At 65.3% G+C, this 15,163-nt stretch carries 11 protein-coding genes, 1 tRNA gene and 1 pseudogene; 6 read left to right on the forward strand and 7 right to left on the reverse strand.

What is annotated here, in order from left to right; translation table 11 throughout:
* The first annotated feature begins 15 nt into the window (after positions 1–15).
* Positions 16–2,577 carry a fused MFS/spermidine synthase gene (locus AC066Y_RS20915; RefSeq protein ID WP_478275519.1) on the forward strand — a complete coding sequence of 854 codons (2,562 nt, stop codon included), beginning with the start codon at positions 16–18 and terminating at the stop codon, positions 2,575–2,577.
* A 529-nt stretch (positions 2,578–3,106) separates the two neighbouring features.
* Positions 3,107–3,442, forward strand: coding sequence for a hypothetical protein (locus tag AC066Y_RS20920; RefSeq protein ID WP_478275520.1), 336 nt, complete (start codon positions 3,107–3,109; stop codon positions 3,440–3,442).
* A 708-nt stretch (positions 3,443–4,150) separates the two neighbouring features.
* Here AC066Y_RS20920 and AC066Y_RS20925 read toward each other — a convergent pair.
* Together AC066Y_RS20925 and AC066Y_RS20930 are read right to left on the reverse strand one after the other, a co-directional pair.
* Positions 4,151–6,100 (reverse strand): molybdopterin biosynthesis protein, encoded by a 1,950-nt coding sequence (locus AC066Y_RS20925; protein ID WP_478275521.1) that lies wholly within the window; start codon positions 6,098–6,100, stop codon positions 4,151–4,153.
* A gap of 9 nt (positions 6,101–6,109) precedes the next feature.
* Entirely contained in the window at positions 6,110–7,243 is a 1,134-nt protein-coding gene (locus tag AC066Y_RS20930) for a molybdopterin-binding protein (protein ID WP_478275522.1), read from the reverse strand.
* Between the two features lie 184 nt (positions 7,244–7,427).
* Between AC066Y_RS20930 and AC066Y_RS20935 the strand changes: the two genes are divergently transcribed.
* A complete protein-coding gene (locus AC066Y_RS20935; protein WP_478275523.1) occupies positions 7,428–8,639 on the forward strand; it encodes an ABC transporter substrate-binding protein in 1,212 nt (403 codons plus the stop codon).
* A gap of 144 nt (positions 8,640–8,783) precedes the next feature.
* Here AC066Y_RS20935 and AC066Y_RS20940 read toward each other — a convergent pair whose 3' ends face one another.
* Positions 8,784–9,752, reverse strand: a complete 969-nt coding sequence (locus tag AC066Y_RS20940; RefSeq protein ID WP_478275524.1) for a TAXI family TRAP transporter solute-binding subunit — start codon at positions 9,750–9,752, stop codon at positions 8,784–8,786.
* A gap of 119 nt (positions 9,753–9,871) precedes the next feature.
* On the opposite strand from AC066Y_RS20940, the gene AC066Y_RS20945 reads away from it, so the two are divergent.
* Both AC066Y_RS20945 and AC066Y_RS20950 read left to right on the forward strand, forming a co-directional pair.
* Positions 9,872–10,840, forward strand: coding sequence for a Bug family tripartite tricarboxylate transporter substrate binding protein (locus AC066Y_RS20945; RefSeq protein ID WP_478275525.1), 969 nt, complete (start codon positions 9,872–9,874; stop codon positions 10,838–10,840).
* Between the two features lie 115 nt (positions 10,841–10,955).
* Positions 10,956–11,031 (forward strand) — tRNA-Ile (locus AC066Y_RS20950).
* Positions 11,032–11,123: 92 nt separating this feature from the next.
* Here AC066Y_RS20950 and AC066Y_RS20955 read toward each other — a convergent pair.
* The 3 genes and pseudogenes from AC066Y_RS20955 to AC066Y_RS20965 all read right to left on the reverse strand — a co-directional run bounded on the left by AC066Y_RS20955 (position 11,124) and on the right by AC066Y_RS20965 (position 13,375).
* The gene (locus AC066Y_RS20955; RefSeq protein WP_478275629.1) at positions 11,124–11,681 is read right to left on the reverse strand and encodes a dehydroquinate synthase/iron-containing alcohol dehydrogenase family protein; all 558 of its coding nucleotides are present in this window, start codon (positions 11,679–11,681) and stop codon (positions 11,124–11,126) included.
* Between the two features lie 105 nt (positions 11,682–11,786).
* A pseudogene (locus AC066Y_RS20960) lies at positions 11,787–12,712 on the reverse strand (iron-containing alcohol dehydrogenase); the annotation flags it as partial.
* Between the two features lie 3 nt (positions 12,713–12,715).
* The gene (locus tag AC066Y_RS20965) at positions 12,716–13,375 is read right to left on the reverse strand and encodes a helix-turn-helix domain-containing protein (RefSeq protein ID WP_478275526.1); all 660 of its coding nucleotides are present in this window, start codon (positions 13,373–13,375) and stop codon (positions 12,716–12,718) included.
* Between the two features lie 186 nt (positions 13,376–13,561).
* On the opposite strand from AC066Y_RS20965, the gene AC066Y_RS20970 reads away from it, so the two are divergent.
* The gene (locus tag AC066Y_RS20970; RefSeq protein WP_478275527.1) at positions 13,562–14,359 is read left to right on the forward strand and encodes an ABC transporter substrate-binding protein; all 798 of its coding nucleotides are present in this window, start codon (positions 13,562–13,564) and stop codon (positions 14,357–14,359) included.
* 155 nt (positions 14,360–14,514) lie between these two features.
* Here AC066Y_RS20970 and AC066Y_RS20975 read toward each other — a convergent pair whose 3' ends face one another.
* Positions 14,515–15,075 carry a hypothetical protein gene (locus tag AC066Y_RS20975; RefSeq protein ID WP_478275528.1) on the reverse strand — a complete coding sequence of 187 codons (561 nt, stop codon included), beginning with the start codon at positions 15,073–15,075 and terminating at the stop codon, positions 14,515–14,517.
* Positions 15,076–15,163: the final 88 nt, after the last annotated feature.

The raw sequence follows: 15,163 nt of genomic DNA on the forward strand, positions 1-15,163 counted from the left end.
TGGGAGGCCTGTCCAGTGCCCAATCGTGATGGTGTTCGAGACGCCATAAGCCTGAAGAACAGGGTTCTGGTCACCGCGATCTTCCTGGCATCGGGCGCGGCATCCCTGATCCTCCAGGTCCTCTGGTTCAAGCAACTGCAATTCGTGCTGGGAAGCGCGACCGTCTCCGTAAGCGTGACGGTGGCGAGCTTCTTCTTCGGTCTCTCCCTGGGCAGCGCTTTCGGGGGCCGGATCGCCGACACCGTCAGCCGCCCCCTGAAAATCTACGGCTTTCTCGAACTTGCGCTCGCGGTCGTTTCCCTGGCGGTGACCGCGTTCTTGTCGCACTGGTCGACATGGGTGGGCTGGCTGTCGCCCATGCTGGACCTGGAGTCCCCATTCCGGTTGCCGCTCATGGTCGCGCTGTCGCTCGCCATCCTGTCGCTGCCGACGATGCTGATGGGCGCAACCCTGCCCTTCCTCGTGAAATTCCTGACCCGCACGCAAACCGACCTCGCCAATCGCATCGGCCTGCTCTACGGGTTCAACACCCTGGGCGCCGCGATCGGCACCCTGGCTGTCGGCTTTGTTCTGATGGGCCTCTGGGGGATCACCGGATCGAGCCTGGTCGCAGCAGGCCTGTATGTCTGCGTCGGCGGCGTCGCCCTGCTCCTCGCGCGCGGCGCAAGCCCGCTGTCGCCGGTCACGGCGGAAGCGCCGGCGCAAACCGCCGGGCCGGGGCATCGCGGGACGTCCATCCTCATCGCGATCTTCGCGTGCTCCGGATTCGTGTCCATCGCCTATGAAGTCGTCTGGTTCCGCTTCCTGACCAATGTCAGCACCTCGAGCGTTTACGCCTTCTCCGGCATGCTCGGCGTTTACCTGCTGGGCCTGGTGATCGGCGCCCTGATCTGCGCGAGGCTGCTCGCACCCCGCAAGGATCAACTGCTGCGATACTTCGCCGTAACACAGCTGCTCATCGCGGTTGCGGCCACGCTGACCGTCGGAATTCTCGGCAAGGCGCGCACCGTGGAAGCCGTGCTGTCTCCCATCGTATCGGGCCTGGTTCCAGTCCCGGCGCAGGAGCTCATGGGAGGTGACGTTTCATTCTTCCTGATCTGTGCCGTTGCCCTGTTGCTGCCGACCACGCTGATCGGCGTCAGCTTTCCGCTGGCCAGCGAACTGACGGTGATGCAGATGAGCGCGCTGGGCCGCCGGATCGGCACGCTTTACGCGTTGAACACGATCGGCGGCGTGCTGGGCTCCCTGGCGGCCGGGTTTCTTCTGATCCCCTATCTGGGCAGCCAGGGCGCGCTCACCGCACTGATTGTTCTGAACGTCCTGCTCTTCGTCGCGACGACCGTATCGCAACCGGGTCTTCTGAGGGAGAGGAGCCTGTGGCGGCAAGGGGCAGTCGCCGCCAGCATCATCGCCGCAGCGCTCCTGCTCTTCACCCCGCACTATCTGGAACGGGTCCTGACCGCGATCGAAGGCGGCAATGTCCTCGAGTTGCGCGAGACCAAACAAGCAACATTTGCGGTGGTCGAGTATCGCGAGAAGGCGGCGGGCACCTATCAGCAATTGGTGGTGAATTCGAAGAGCTATGCCAACAACCGTCCCGAGGGCCGACGCTACATGGCCGCGATGGGGCACTATCCCATTCTGCTGCACCCGGGCCCGGTTGAAACGGCGGTCGTGATTTGCATCGGGACCGGCACCACGGTGGGTGCGGTCAGCACCCATCAGGAACTACAATCCATCGACGCGGTCGATCTGGCCTCGACGGTTTTCGAGGTTGCGCCCCGCTTCGTGCCGATCAACAAGCAGTTCTATCAAAATCCCAAGGTCCATCAGATCGTCGCGGACGGGCGCCACTTCCTGCTGGGAACAAACGAGACATTCGACGTCATCACCCTCGAGCCCCCGCCGCCCCATGATGCCGGCGTCATCAACCTCTACACAGAGGAATTCTATGCGCTGGCAAAGCAGAAGATGCGCCCCGGCGCCGTTCTCGCGCAATGGGTGCCGCTGGATTTCAACCGCGGCATTCTTCCGAAGATGATCCTCAAGGCGATGATGGGCCAGTTCAAGCACGTCTCCCTGTGGTTGCCGTCCAGAATGGAAGGCGTGGCCATCGCCTCCGATGAACCGCTGAAAATCGATCCTCGCGTGCTCGCCACGCGCATGTCGAAGCCGGGGGTGGCTGAAGACTTGACAGCAAACGGCCTGCGCTCGCCCGAGGATTTCCTGGCGACATTCATCGCCGCCGATGAAAAGCTCGCGGCCTTTGTCGGGAATGTGCCGAGCCTCACGGACGATCGGCCGCGCCTCGAATATTATAACTGGTATCCGCTGAGTTCGATCAGCGTGGACGAATTGAAGCGCCTGCGCGAGCCGGTGGAAGCCCATCTTGCCGACCGCTCGATCGAGGAAGCCCGTCTCGACACCGCGCGCAGGGTGGCCAATGCGATTCTGGATGAGCACCAAGCCACGGCTGAGGGCGACAAGTCCGCCGCCCGTGCCGCGCTTCGCCTGGCCGTCAAGCTGGATCCGGATAACTCCTATGTCGGCTTCCTGGACCGCAAGCTGCGTGAGTGATCGGGCAACCTGGAGGATCGCCCTCGGAAGCTCCTGGAGCAGATGCGCCCACAGCAGCGCGAACGCGATCAGGCCACAGTCGCGATATCCCCGAACCAGTTCACGGGCCGCCGCCCGGCTCGGGCTCACCCCGCGTGGGCTCGTTACCCTGCAGGATCAGTCGGTCCGTGACCGACAGGTCGCCCCGGCTTGGCAAGCCTTACCGGTCGGCTCTCTCTCGGGGGCTGGTCACGCACCCGGAACCGCTTTCGCGGGCGCTGCGTCTCGACCGACAGCACCTCTTCCAACGTTGTGTTCCTAAAGCGAAGCCTTCTTAACATCGCACCGCTCCCTGAGCGGGTGGGAGCCCCATTGGTAGCTCAGTGACCGACGCCTTCGACAGGGCTCATGTCGGTGACGGAAGATAACCAACGACCGCACGCTTTGCTCCAAAAGAACCATTGCACCTTCGTCTCACATCAGGCGCCATCCGACTATCCAGCGGATATACCTCGAAGTTTCCAATGCACGGGGCGACCGGAACACGATAATGTGCGGTGCCGGAGCACCAGCCATGCCTCGCTCGCCTTCGATCGTGCCGCACCAAATCGACCACGACACCTATCTGGTGCTGAACGATTTTGGCCGGCTTGGCCGCGCCTGGTGCGAAACCGATGAAGAAGGCACCGACCGGAAAACGCTGATCCGCCGCCTGCTGGATGACCATTACAGCCATCCGGTCCGCATCGTGGCCTTCAATACCAGCGAAGGATGGTCGCGCGACGTCACGACCGATATTGCCGACGAGCTTCGGCGCCGTTTCGTCGAATACGACGAGGTCCCGCGCTCCGTGCTGGAGTTCGTCGAGACGGCCATGCGGCACTGAGCCGGATCCGCTGTCGCACCGAGACCTGCGGCAAAACAACCCGACGGGCAACTCAGCAAAAACCTGTCAATCCTCGCGCGCAAAAATATTTCGCTTTATCAGAAAAAAACTCAGTGTATGAATTGCCCGTCTCACCCGATCGAGGGGCGCTGCGCATCGTCACGGGTGTTGCGGTGAGATGCGGTGGACGCTGATCATGCTGAAGACGAAAGCATGTGATGCGGACGGTGAAGTCGTGTGGTCCTGACGCCCTAGCGGCAGGTGTCCTCTCGCAAGATGCAACGCGTGTTGCGAAGGCGGTGACAAGCAAGCCCAGTCTCGCCGGGGAGAGCACGAAGTAAGCCGTAACCCATCGCGCAGGGAAAGCCGGGTTGTTTCCGGTTACACCTGTGGTCCTACCCCCGTGCTTTCTACCTTTTGCACGGGGCCCATGGGTGCGATCGGCACCCGGCTTTCCCTGCGCCCTCTTCAAGAGAGGGCGGAACGAAGAGCAAAGCTCGGGCAGATCATGTCGCGAGAATGCGAATGTTTGACTCACGGGCCGTGCAACAAATTCAGTGTCGTCCCGGGCTTGACCCGGGACCCATAACCACAAATGGAAGTCGTTGCGCGACGCTGGGGCCACAGCCCTCTTCAACAACACAACCCTGTGGTTATGGGTCCCTGCTTTCGCAGGGACGATAGCGGTGGAGCTGGCGCGGATCGCCGCTACGCCGGCCTGAACCCCGCCGCCGTCAACGCGGCGCGGCCCTCGTCCGACGCCAGCGCGTCGAGAAAGGCCTGTACCGCCGGCCGCTGCTTGCGCGCCGTCACCAGCGCGAAGTCGTAATGCTCTTCGGCGAGCGGAATGAAACCGAGCCCGGACGCGCGCGCGACCGGCGCGATGGTCATGCCCCAGTCGGCGCGATGCTGCGCCACCGCGGCCGCGACCGCATTGTGCGAGCGCGGCTGATTCCAGTAGCCGTCGGGCCGGCTGCCTGCCAGCAGGCGGTCGATCAGGATGCGGGTGCCGGCGCCCTGGTTGCGGTTGACCATGATGCAGGCGGGATCGGCGAGCGCGGCGCGCACCGCCTCTTCTGCGCTCAGGCCGGCAAAGCGCGTGTCGTCCTTGCGGAACACGATGCCCTGCATGCGCCGCCAGCCGGGCACGAGCTCGAGGCCGTCGGACAGATACGGCGTGTTGTAGGTCTCGGTCTTGTCGTCGAACAGGTGGATCGGAGCGAGATCGCATTCGCCACGCCTGGCGGCGGCGAGCCCGCCGAGACTGCCGACCGCGATCGAACGCACCACAAGGCCGGCATGCGCCAGCGGCGCGGTGACGAGATCGAGCCCGGTGCAGTGGCTGCCGACGATGACGAGATCGGGCACCCGCACATGCGGCGTGAACAGCGTCACCTCGGCCTCGCTGCCGGCCGGCAGCTGGTCGGCAAGCGCCTCGATCTTCAGGAAGCCGTCGGCCTGGGTGAACGAGGTGATCGCGCCCGAGCCCTTGCCGCTGGGATAGGCGATCAGGCCGTCGGCGCCTTCGACCAGCGACACCATCACGAACTCGGTACGCCCGAGCTCGGAGGCGATCCGCACCGGCACCTTCGCCGCCACCCTGGCATCCGACCGCGGCGGCAGGCCGGCCATCCGCCGCAGCACCGGCACGATCATGTCGTGGAAGGTGAACATCGCCGAGGTCGGAAAGCCCGGCAGGATGACCACGGGCTTGCCGTCGCAGACCGCAAGGCACAGCGGCTTGCCTGGCTTCAGCGCCACGCCATGCGCGATGATGCCGGGCTTGCCGAGCCTTGTGATGATCCGGTGCGAGACGTCGCCTGCGCCCTTGGAGGTGCCGCCCGACAGCACCAGCATGTCGCTGTCCGCCAGCGCCTTGCGCATCGCAGCTTCGAGCATCGCCTCGTTGTCCGCGATCGCGCCGAGGAACGCCGCATCACCGCCATTCTCGGCAATCGCCGCGGTGACGATCGCGCCATTGGTGTCGTAGATCGCGGCCGGCCGCAGCGTCTCCCCCGGCTGCACCAGTTCATCGCCAGTGGAGAGGATCGCAACGCGCGGCCGGCGCACCACCTGAACGTCGGCAATGCCACAGGCCGCGAGCATGCCGATCTCGCGCGACCCGATCATCGTTCCCGCGCGCAACAGCGCCTCGCCGCGCGCGATGTCGGAGCCGGCATAGGACACGAACTGCCCGGGCGACGCCGCGCGGCGGACCTCGATGGCGCCATTGCCCGCGGGTTGGGTGTGCTCGACCATCACGATCGCATCCGCGCCGCGCGGTACCGGACCGCCGGTCGCAATCGCGGTCGCGGTGCCCGGCAGCACCGGCCGGGTCGGCGCGGTGCCGCACGAAATGATCTCGTCGTTCAGCGCGAGTTGCACCGGCGTGGCTTCGCCGGCGGACGCAAGATCGGCGGAGCGCACCGCAAAGCCGTCGACATTGGAGCGATCGAACGGCGGCACGTCGATCGGCGCCACCACGTCCTCCGCCAGCGCACGGCCGAGGGCGTCGGCGAGCCGTTGCGTCTCGGACGGCAAGCGGCGCGGGAACAGCGCCGCCTCGAAGCGCGCGATCGCCTCCTCGCGCGACAGGATGGTCAGGAACTGGTCCTGCTCGACGGAAGGGTTGGGTTTCGGCGTGAACGTGTTGGTCATCTCGGGAACTCACTCCCGCAACATATAGGCATCGACAACCGTGCCCGCAGCGAAACCCTCGGCGGCGCCAGGCACGATCAGAAGGGCTTCGGCGCGCGCGATGGCATCGAGCGACAGGTCCCCGATCGCAAGCACCGCCCAAAAACCCTGTTGAGAACTCTGCCGAGAATCCTGCCGACGCGTCAGCAGCACGACCTCGGCGATGCCGACGCCGGAGGCGATCTTGCGTTCCAGCGGCAGGGCAAGCGATTTGCGCGGGCGCCGGCCCGAAAGGCGATCGAGCACCGGAAGCGCAATCGCCCACCAGGCTGCGAAAGCCTGATCCGGCGCGCCCGGCAAGGCGACGAACGGCGTTGCATCGATCCGGCCGACCGCCGTGGTGCGCCCGGGCTGCAGGGCAATGCCGTGCGCGACCAACGCTCCACGCGTCGCCAGCGCATTCACCGCCGCATCGGTGTGACCAACGCCGGTGCCGCCGATCGTGATGAACAGGTCGCAACCATCTGCCTCGAGCGCGTTTGCAATCGCCCCCACATCGGGCGCCGCCTCGGCATAGACGATCTCAGCGCCCGCGAGGCGCGCGGTGTCGGCGATCAGTGGCGCGGTCAGCTGGCCATTGCAGATGTTGACGATGCGAAGCCGAGGCCGCCGTACGCGCAACAGCTCCAGTCCGGCCGCGCGCGCGAACAGCAGGTCGCGCGGCAGCAGCGGTTCTCCCGCCGGCATCACGGCACGCCCAGCCGCAATGTCGCTGCCGGCACGCCGGACGCCCTGCCCCGGGATGGCTTCGGCGAGCACCTGCGGAAGCGGACCGGAGGTGTCGACGGCATCGGCATCGACCACACAGTCGGTGCCGTCGGGCATCGCTGCGCCGGCCGCGACCCAGACCGGCAGTGCGGCCAGCGGCAGCGGCGCATAGGACGACGCGCCGACCAAATCATTGGCGCGCATCGCCCAGCCATCGCTGACGGCGACATCGTGCGGCGGATAGGCGCGCAAGGCCGGCATCTCGGCCGCAATGCAATGCAACGCATCGGCCGGCGGCAGCTCGATCGGCTGGACCGGCGCGAGGTCGCGCAACACGGCGGCCAGCGCCGCATCGAGCGGGGTGAGCGAAGCCGGAAGGCGCTGGGCGGTGATCATGGCCCGCTATGGACTGAATCGGCCCCGAAAGAAACCGGCTTGCGCCGTGCCGGGGCATCGCCATTAGACCGATGGCGCGTTGACGCGGACCCCAAAGTAGTTGCAAAAGAAACCAATATGACCGGGTTCCAGAAGGCCCGGCACAACCATAATGGCCAATGCGCCAATTCAGGAGGGAGACAGAATGATCGCCACCAGACTAGCCATGTTCGGGACGCTCGCAGCCGCGCTGCTGGCCTCCTCGGCCGTATCGGCACAGGTATCCGACGACATCGTCAAGATCGGCGTGCTGACCGACATGAACGGCCCGGCCTCGACGCCGACCGGACAGGGCTCGGTCACCGCCGCGCAGATGGCGGTCGACGATTTCGGCGGCAAGGTGCTCGGCAAGCCGATCTCGGTGATCGTCGGCGATCATCAGCTCAAGCCTGACATCGGCGCGACCATCGCGCGGCGCTGGTATGACATCGATCAGGTCGATCTGATCGTCGACGTGCCGGTCTCGGCGGTCGGGCTCGCGGTGCAGAACATCGCCAACGAGAAGAAGAAGCTGTTCATCACGCATTCGACCGGCGCGACCGACTTCCATGGCAAGTTCTGCTCGCCCTATGCGATGCAGTGGGTGTTCGACACCCGCGCGCTCGCGGTCGGCACCGCCCAGGAAGTGGTGAAGCGCGGCGGCGACAGCTGGTTCTTCATTACCGACGACTATGCCTTCGGCCACTCGCTGGAGAAGGACGCCTCCGCGATCGTGACCAAGAACGGCGGCAAGGTGCTCGGCGCGGTGCGGCCGCCGTTCGCGACGCCCGATCTGTCGTCCTTCATCCTGCAGGCCCAGGCCTCGAAGGCCAAGATCATCGGCATTGCCGGCGGACCGCCGAACAACACCAACGAGATCAAGACCGCCGCCGAGTTCGGCGTCTTCGCCGGCGGCCAGCAGATGGCGGCGCTGCTGGCCTTGATCACCGACGTCCACTCGATCGGGCTGTCGGCCGCGCAGGGCCTGTTGCTGACCACGTCGTTCTACTGGGACATGGACGACAAGACCCGGGAATGGTCGAAGCGCTATTTCGCCAAGATGAACCGGATGCCGACGATGTGGCAGGCCGGCGTCTACTCCTCGGTGACCGCCTATCTGAACGCGATCAAGGACAGCGGCACCGACGATCCGCTCAAGGTCGCGGCCAAGATGCGCGAGAAGCCGGTCGAGGATTTCTTCGCCCGCAACGGCAAACTGCGCGAGGACAATCTGATGGTGCACGATCTCTGGCTGGTGCAGGTCAAGACCCCGGCCGAGTCAAAGTATCCGTGGGACTACTACAAGATCCTGGCCAAGATCTCGGGCGAGGACGCGTTCGGCCCGCCGGACCCGGCGTGTCCGCTCATCAAGAAGTGACTGCGCAAGCAGTCATTCCGGGGCGCGCAACGCGCGAACCCGGAATCTCGAGATTCCCCGATGCACAATTGTGCATCTGAGGTCTGGTCCTTCGGACCATCCCGGAATGACCTTTGCGGAGACGCGATAACGTCTCCGCAAAGATCACTTCGTCACCCCGATCTCGCGGAAATATCTGAGCACGCCGGGGTGGATCAGATTGATGTCCGGCGCGGCAGCGACGGTGTTCGCTGCCGTGGTCTCGCAAGCCTGGGCGAGCTTCTTGCAGAACGTCGCCTCGACGCCGTGCAGCGTCTTCGCCAGCCGGTAGGCGACATCGTCGGGCAACGTCTCGCGCACCAGGATGTAGCTCCAGGAGCCGACCGAGGAAATCGCCTCGCTCTGCTTCGGATAGCTGCCGGCCGGGATCGTCAGCGGCTTCAGGAACGTGTGCTTGGCGCGGATGCGTGCCATCTCGTCCGCGGTCGGCGCGATGAAGCGAGCGCCGGTCGTGCTCTCGGCCATCTTGCTGAAACCGGGCCAGCCGATGCCGGCGCCCCACAGCGCCGCGGCGCGGCCGTCCTCGACCATCGCAGGCCCATCGCCGGCGCGATCGAGATAGATCGACTTGAAGTCCTCGTCCTGCTTCAACCCGATGCCGTCGAGGATGTAGCGCGACAGGATCGGCAGGCCGGAGCCCTTGGCGCCGAACGCGACGGGCTGGCCGACCAGGTCCTGGATCGTCTTGTAGGGGCTGTCGGCACGCACCACGAACATGCCCGGGCTCGAATACATCGCGGTGAGGATCTTCAGCCTGGTGGCCTTCGGCCGGCCGATGCCCATGAAGGCCTCATAGGACGGCTCGCCCGCAACGGTTGCGATATCGACGCTGCCGGCCTCGAGCAGCGGGATGTTCTCGTTGGAGCCCTTGGTGTTGCGCGGCTCGATCGACAGCGTCGCATCGGCCGCGTTCATCACCTCGGCGAAGGCATTGCCATAGAGCGGAAAACCGCCGCCCGGCGTCGCCGTGGCGAAACTGATCGTGGTTTTGGAAATGGTCTTGCTCCCCTCTTGCGCCGCCGCGCCGCCCGCGAGCAGCAGCGCGCCGGCGCAAATCATAACAGCGAATTTCATCCCGAGCCTCAAGCATTGCACATGAGCGCGACTATCGTCGCACGGGCGGGGTCGTAGGCAAAGCCAGCGTTTTGTGAAACCATGACGGCAACAGTCACAAGAAAATGACGGGAGAGACGATGTTCCGGTTCGCACGTGCCGCGCTGCTTGGTTTGATCTGTTGCCTTGCCTTGGTTGCCCCCTCCGCCGCATCCGACTATCCGAACCGTCCGGTGCGCTGGCTGATCGGGTTTGCCGCCGGCGGCCCGGTCGACATCGTGGCGCGCATCATGAGCCAGTGGCTGTCGGATCATCTCGGCCAGCAATTCGTGGTCGAGAACCGCGCCGGCTCCGGCGGCAACATCGCCGCCGCCGCCGCGATCAACTCGCCGGCGGAGGGCTATACGCTGCTGTTCGTCGCGCCCAACAACGCGATCTCGACCTCGCTCTACAAGAAGCTGCCCTACGATTTCCTGCTCGACACCACCCCGGTCGCCAGCATCATGCAGCTCACCAACATGCTGGTGGTCGCGAACGCGATGCCGGTAAAGACGGTTCAGGAGTTCATCGACTACTGCAAGGCCAATCCGGGCAAGATCGCCTACGCCTCGTCCGGCAACGGCACCTCGGTGCACATGTCGGCCGAACTGTTCAAGGCGATGACCAAATGCGACATGCAGCACGTGCCGTATCGGGGATCCGCGATCGCCTTCCCCGACATCATCTCCAACAAGGTGCAGCTGATCTTCGATAACCTGCCGTCGGCGCTCGAGCAGTCGCGCGGCGGCAGCGTCCGAGCGCTCGGCGTGACTTCGCCGCAGCGCTGGCCGGGCGTGCCCGACGTGCCGGCGATCGCCGAGACCGTGCCGGGCTTCGAGGCAGTCGGCTTCTACGGCATATCGGCGCCGAAGGGCACGCCGCCGGAAGTCATCGATACTCTCAACACGGCGGTCGGCGAGGCCCTCAAGGACCCCAAGCTAGTGGCGCGCCTCGCCGAGGTCGGCGGCATCCCGAAGCCGATGACCCCGGCCGAATTCGGCAAACTGGTCGCCGACGAGACCGAGAAATGGCGCAAGGTGGTGGAGTTCGCCGGCGTCTCGGTGGATTGAGCGGCCGATGGTGCGGCGGCGCTGGGGCCTCGCGGCGGCATTGCCGAAACGCCACGCACCCTGTAAACGGAGCCCGCACCGTTGCCGGCCGCGCCCCGCGGCCCGCAAGGCGGCGGGGCCTGTAGCTCAATGGTTAGAGCCGGCCGCTCATAACGGTCTGGTTGCAGGTTCGAGTCCTGCCGGGCCCACCATTCGATCAAAGCCCTGGCTCCGGGACCCATGCACGCCGCGTCGATCGAGCCGTCCGGCATCGCGCTCGCGGCATCATCTCGCTGCGGTCCACTCACTCCCAGGCCGCCTGGAAAATGGCGCGATAGCCGTCGGCATCCACAGGACGCGGATTGGTGGCGGTGGAATGATCCCTCGCCGCTTTCTCCGCCATGTCGTCCAGCACCGAGGCCGGTACACCCATGGCGCGCAGGCCGCGCGGCAGATTGAGCTCGGCATTGAGAGCAGCGAAGAACGCGGCGATGTCGGCAGCTTCGGGCAGACCGAGCGCCAGCCTCAGCCGCGGCAGCTTGCCCGCGATCGCCGGACCATTGTAGCGCATCACCGCAGGCATCAGCACCGCATTGAGCGTGCCGTGATGCAGGCTCGGCGATGCCAGGCTGCCAAGCGGGTGCGACAACCCGTGCACCGCGCCGAGGCCTTTCTGGAAGCACAGGCCGCCCTGCAGCGCGCCCATCATCACTTCGGCGCGGGCGTCGCGGTCATCGCCCGCCGTCACCGCCTGCTTGAGATGGCCGACGATGCGCGCCGCGCCATCGAGTGCGATCGCATCCGCCGGCGGATTGAAGCGCGGCGAGAGAAAGGTCTCGACGCAATGCGACAGTGCGTCCATGCCGGTTGCGGCCGTCAATGCCGGCGGCAGGCCGAGCGTCAGCAGCGGATCGCAGATCGCCCGCGCCGGGATGAGATGCGGACTGATCAGGCCGACCTTGCGGCCGTCCTCGAGCGTGATGAGAGCCGCGCGACCAACCTCGCTACCGGTGCCGGCGGTGGTCGGAATCGCGATCACCGGCGCGACGGCGGCGGTGATCCGCGCGACACCGCCATCGATCGCGGCATATTGCGCCAGCGGGCCTTCATGGGTGGCAAGCAGCGCCACCGCCTTGGCGAGATCGATCGGCGAGCCGCCGCCGAGCGCGACGAGGCCGTCGCATCCGGCCTCGCGATAGCGTGCGAGCGCCTGCAGCGTCGCACGCTCGGTCGGGGCGGCGTCGCGTCGAACACCACCGGCGCAGTACCAAGTGTGCCGGTCACGCGCTCCGCCAGGCCGGCCGCGACAATGCCGCGGTCGGTGACGAGCATCGGTCGACGGATACCGAGCGCTGCGATCTCGTCGCCGAGCGCGTCCGCCTCGCCGAAGCCGAAGCGAATGGTGGTGAGATAGGTGATCAGCGCCATGGCTTGCCGTCCGTTGCGTCGACCGATCAGAGATCGGGTGCGTTCTTCGGCGATGTCGCGACGCTTCTCCATGTTGAAGCGCCCCGCATAGATCGCCCGCCGGCCGGTGGTCGGACCGGGATATTGCACGATCAGGATATCGCCGCCGGTCGCGGTCTCGAACTTGCCTTCGAAATGCGGGTCCGGATGAAAGATCATCGTGCCCGGCGTGTAGAGACTGTCGTCGATCCTGAATTCACCGCTGAGGATGTACCAGACCTGCGCGAACTCGTGATTGTGGATCGGATGATGCGCGCCCGGCTCCAGCCGCAGGATGCCCGCGTTCGGCTCGGTCGGCCGCTCGGGCCGCGGGTGGAACAGCATCTTGCCGGTCTCGCCAGGCCAGCGGATCGCCGCCCACTCCACATCGTCGATGTGCTTCGCCTCATACGGCAGGTGCCTGCCGGTCGCGGTTGCGGTCTGCATGGATCAGTCTCCTTGGGGCTTGCTCTTGGGTGATCGAGGCGGGGCGGCGGCGCTCGGCACGCGCCACCAGTCGAAATGCTCGGCCTTCTGCGGCGACTTCGCGACCACCATCAGGATGCGCGCTTCGTCCTCGCTGATGTTGTCGGCGCGGTGCGGCAGCTCGGAATTGAGGAAAATGCCTTCGCCGGGCGCGAGATCGAATACTTCAGCGCCGACGTGGAAGCGGATACGCCCGCTGATCACGTAGCAGTATTCCTGCCCCGGGTGCGACACCATCAGGTCCATCCGGTTCTTGCGCGGGAACGAGAGGTGAAACACCTCCAGATCATCATTCGGCATGCCGCCCGCGAACAATCGCCAGCGATAGCCGGTACTCGGGATGCTCTGGTCTTCACCATCGTCGCCATGGCGATGCAGCGTGACGTGGCTGCGCGACTGGTCCTGCGGCGCGGCGAACAATTCGCTGACGCCAATGTCGAGCGCCTGCGCGATCTGGATCAGATTGGCAACGGAGCTCGACACCTGCCCGCGCTCGAGGCGCGACACGAAGGCGTCGGACAGCCCGGTGGTGTCGGCCAGATCCTTCAGCTTCATGCCACGCTCCTCCCGCAGCGAGCGAATGCGTGCTCCAAGCCTCGCCAGCGTCTCGGCCTGCGTTTTCATTGCTTCGACCCTCTCCTGAATTTGCTTCCTTGTCAATATAAATTGCCCTACAAGCAATTTTCATTGTGTCCGATGTTGAAACTGCGGGAAATGCCGGGGGTTCTCCGCATCGATGCACGAGCAAATTGCGTATCACGCAACAAAGCCAAACAGCAAACAACACGACCTCCGGAGGAGCACCCGACCATGACAACCACTCTCAGAAAGCTATGCGCGGCAATGACGGCGACGCTGCTGCACGTCCCGCTCGCGCACGCCGCGATGTCCGACAATGTGATCCGCATCGGGGTCCTCAACGACCGCTCCGGCGCCTATGCCGACCTCGGCGGCGAAGGCTCGGTCATCGCGGCGAAGATGGCGGCGGAGGAATTCGGCAACGCGATCGGTGGTGTGCCGGTCGAGATCGTCTCGGCCGATCACCAGAACAAGCCGGACATCGGACTTGGCATCGTGCGGCGCTGGTTTGACACGGAGAAAGTCGATGCCGTTGCCGACATTTCCAATTCGGGCGTGGGTTTCGCGGTGACCGCTCTCGCCAAGGAACGCAGCAAGATCGTGCTGAACGCGTCGGCCTCCTCCGACTTCACCGGCAAGGCCTGCGCCCGGACCTCGTTCCAGTGGGTCTACACGAGCTATACCAACGGCTACGGTCTCGCGCGGGCGCTCACCGCGCAGAAGCTCGACAGCTGGTTCCTGATTGCGGTGGACTATTCGTTCGGCCACGCCTTCGCCGCCGACATGCGCCGCGCGGTCGAGAACGGCGGCGGCAAGGTGATCGGCGAGGTGCGCCACCCGCTCAACACCGCCGACTTCAGTTCGGTGCTGCTGCAGGCGGAGGCGTCCGGCGCCAAGGTGATCGCGCTGGCCAACGCCGGCGCCGACATGACCAACTCGGTGAAGCAGGCCGCCGAGTTCGGCATCACACGCGGGCAGGCATTGGTGGCGCCGACCGTATTCCTCACCGACGTCGACGCGATCGGCTGACGACGCAGGCGGACGGTGGCAAACACCATCGTCCGCCATCGCCCATGACGGCCTGTATGCAGGTGGCGAGCGACGTCTCTCGGGCTGCGTCAGGCGTGCCTTCGCCGTCGAAGGCTGAGATCGCTCGACCGCCGTCCAGCGCTCAACCGCCGAAGTCAGTTGCGCGCCTGCCGCCGAAGAAATTGAGCAATCGGCATCAAGGCGTCGATCGAAGGTAAACCTGCGCGCGCCTCATGGCATGACGACCAGGGATAGGGGATAGCCGAAAGCCATTGCAGGACAGACGCCTGATAGCTAGCCGGCAGCACACACATGAACTCAATCTTGATGAGCAGCCGCTTGACGCGACCGTCCCCGGCGGCATCAAAATCCCAGGTGTACTCACCGCAACCGACGCGTACGTCGCCATCGGACTTGTTTGACATCCCCACCAGCCAGTCGCATTGAAACCCTAGAAGGCGATTGGACTCGGGGCGCGAGAGGCAGAAGGTGCGCACATTCTCATACTGCGATCCAAAGTTTCGCACGAGAACGTCGGTCACGCTCTCCAATCCATGAGCGGAGCTTGGAAAAGAGATTGCGTCGGTCAGGAGCTGCATCTGGAGTTCACAATCCTGCACGAACGCACGCTCCATGAGCTGAGGCAGGTTTCGGTCCTTGGCCTCGATGTACGTGCTGATCGCCTCGGCTGCGGTGATCGATTGGGGCTCACTCAAGAATTCTCTCCACGGCTGCACGAACAGATGCCAGGTGACGGCGGCGCCAACGACGCCGCGGGAAACAACGAGGTCGACACCGCTAAAC

Source organism: Bradyrhizobium sp. USDA3010 (assembly GCF_056429065.1).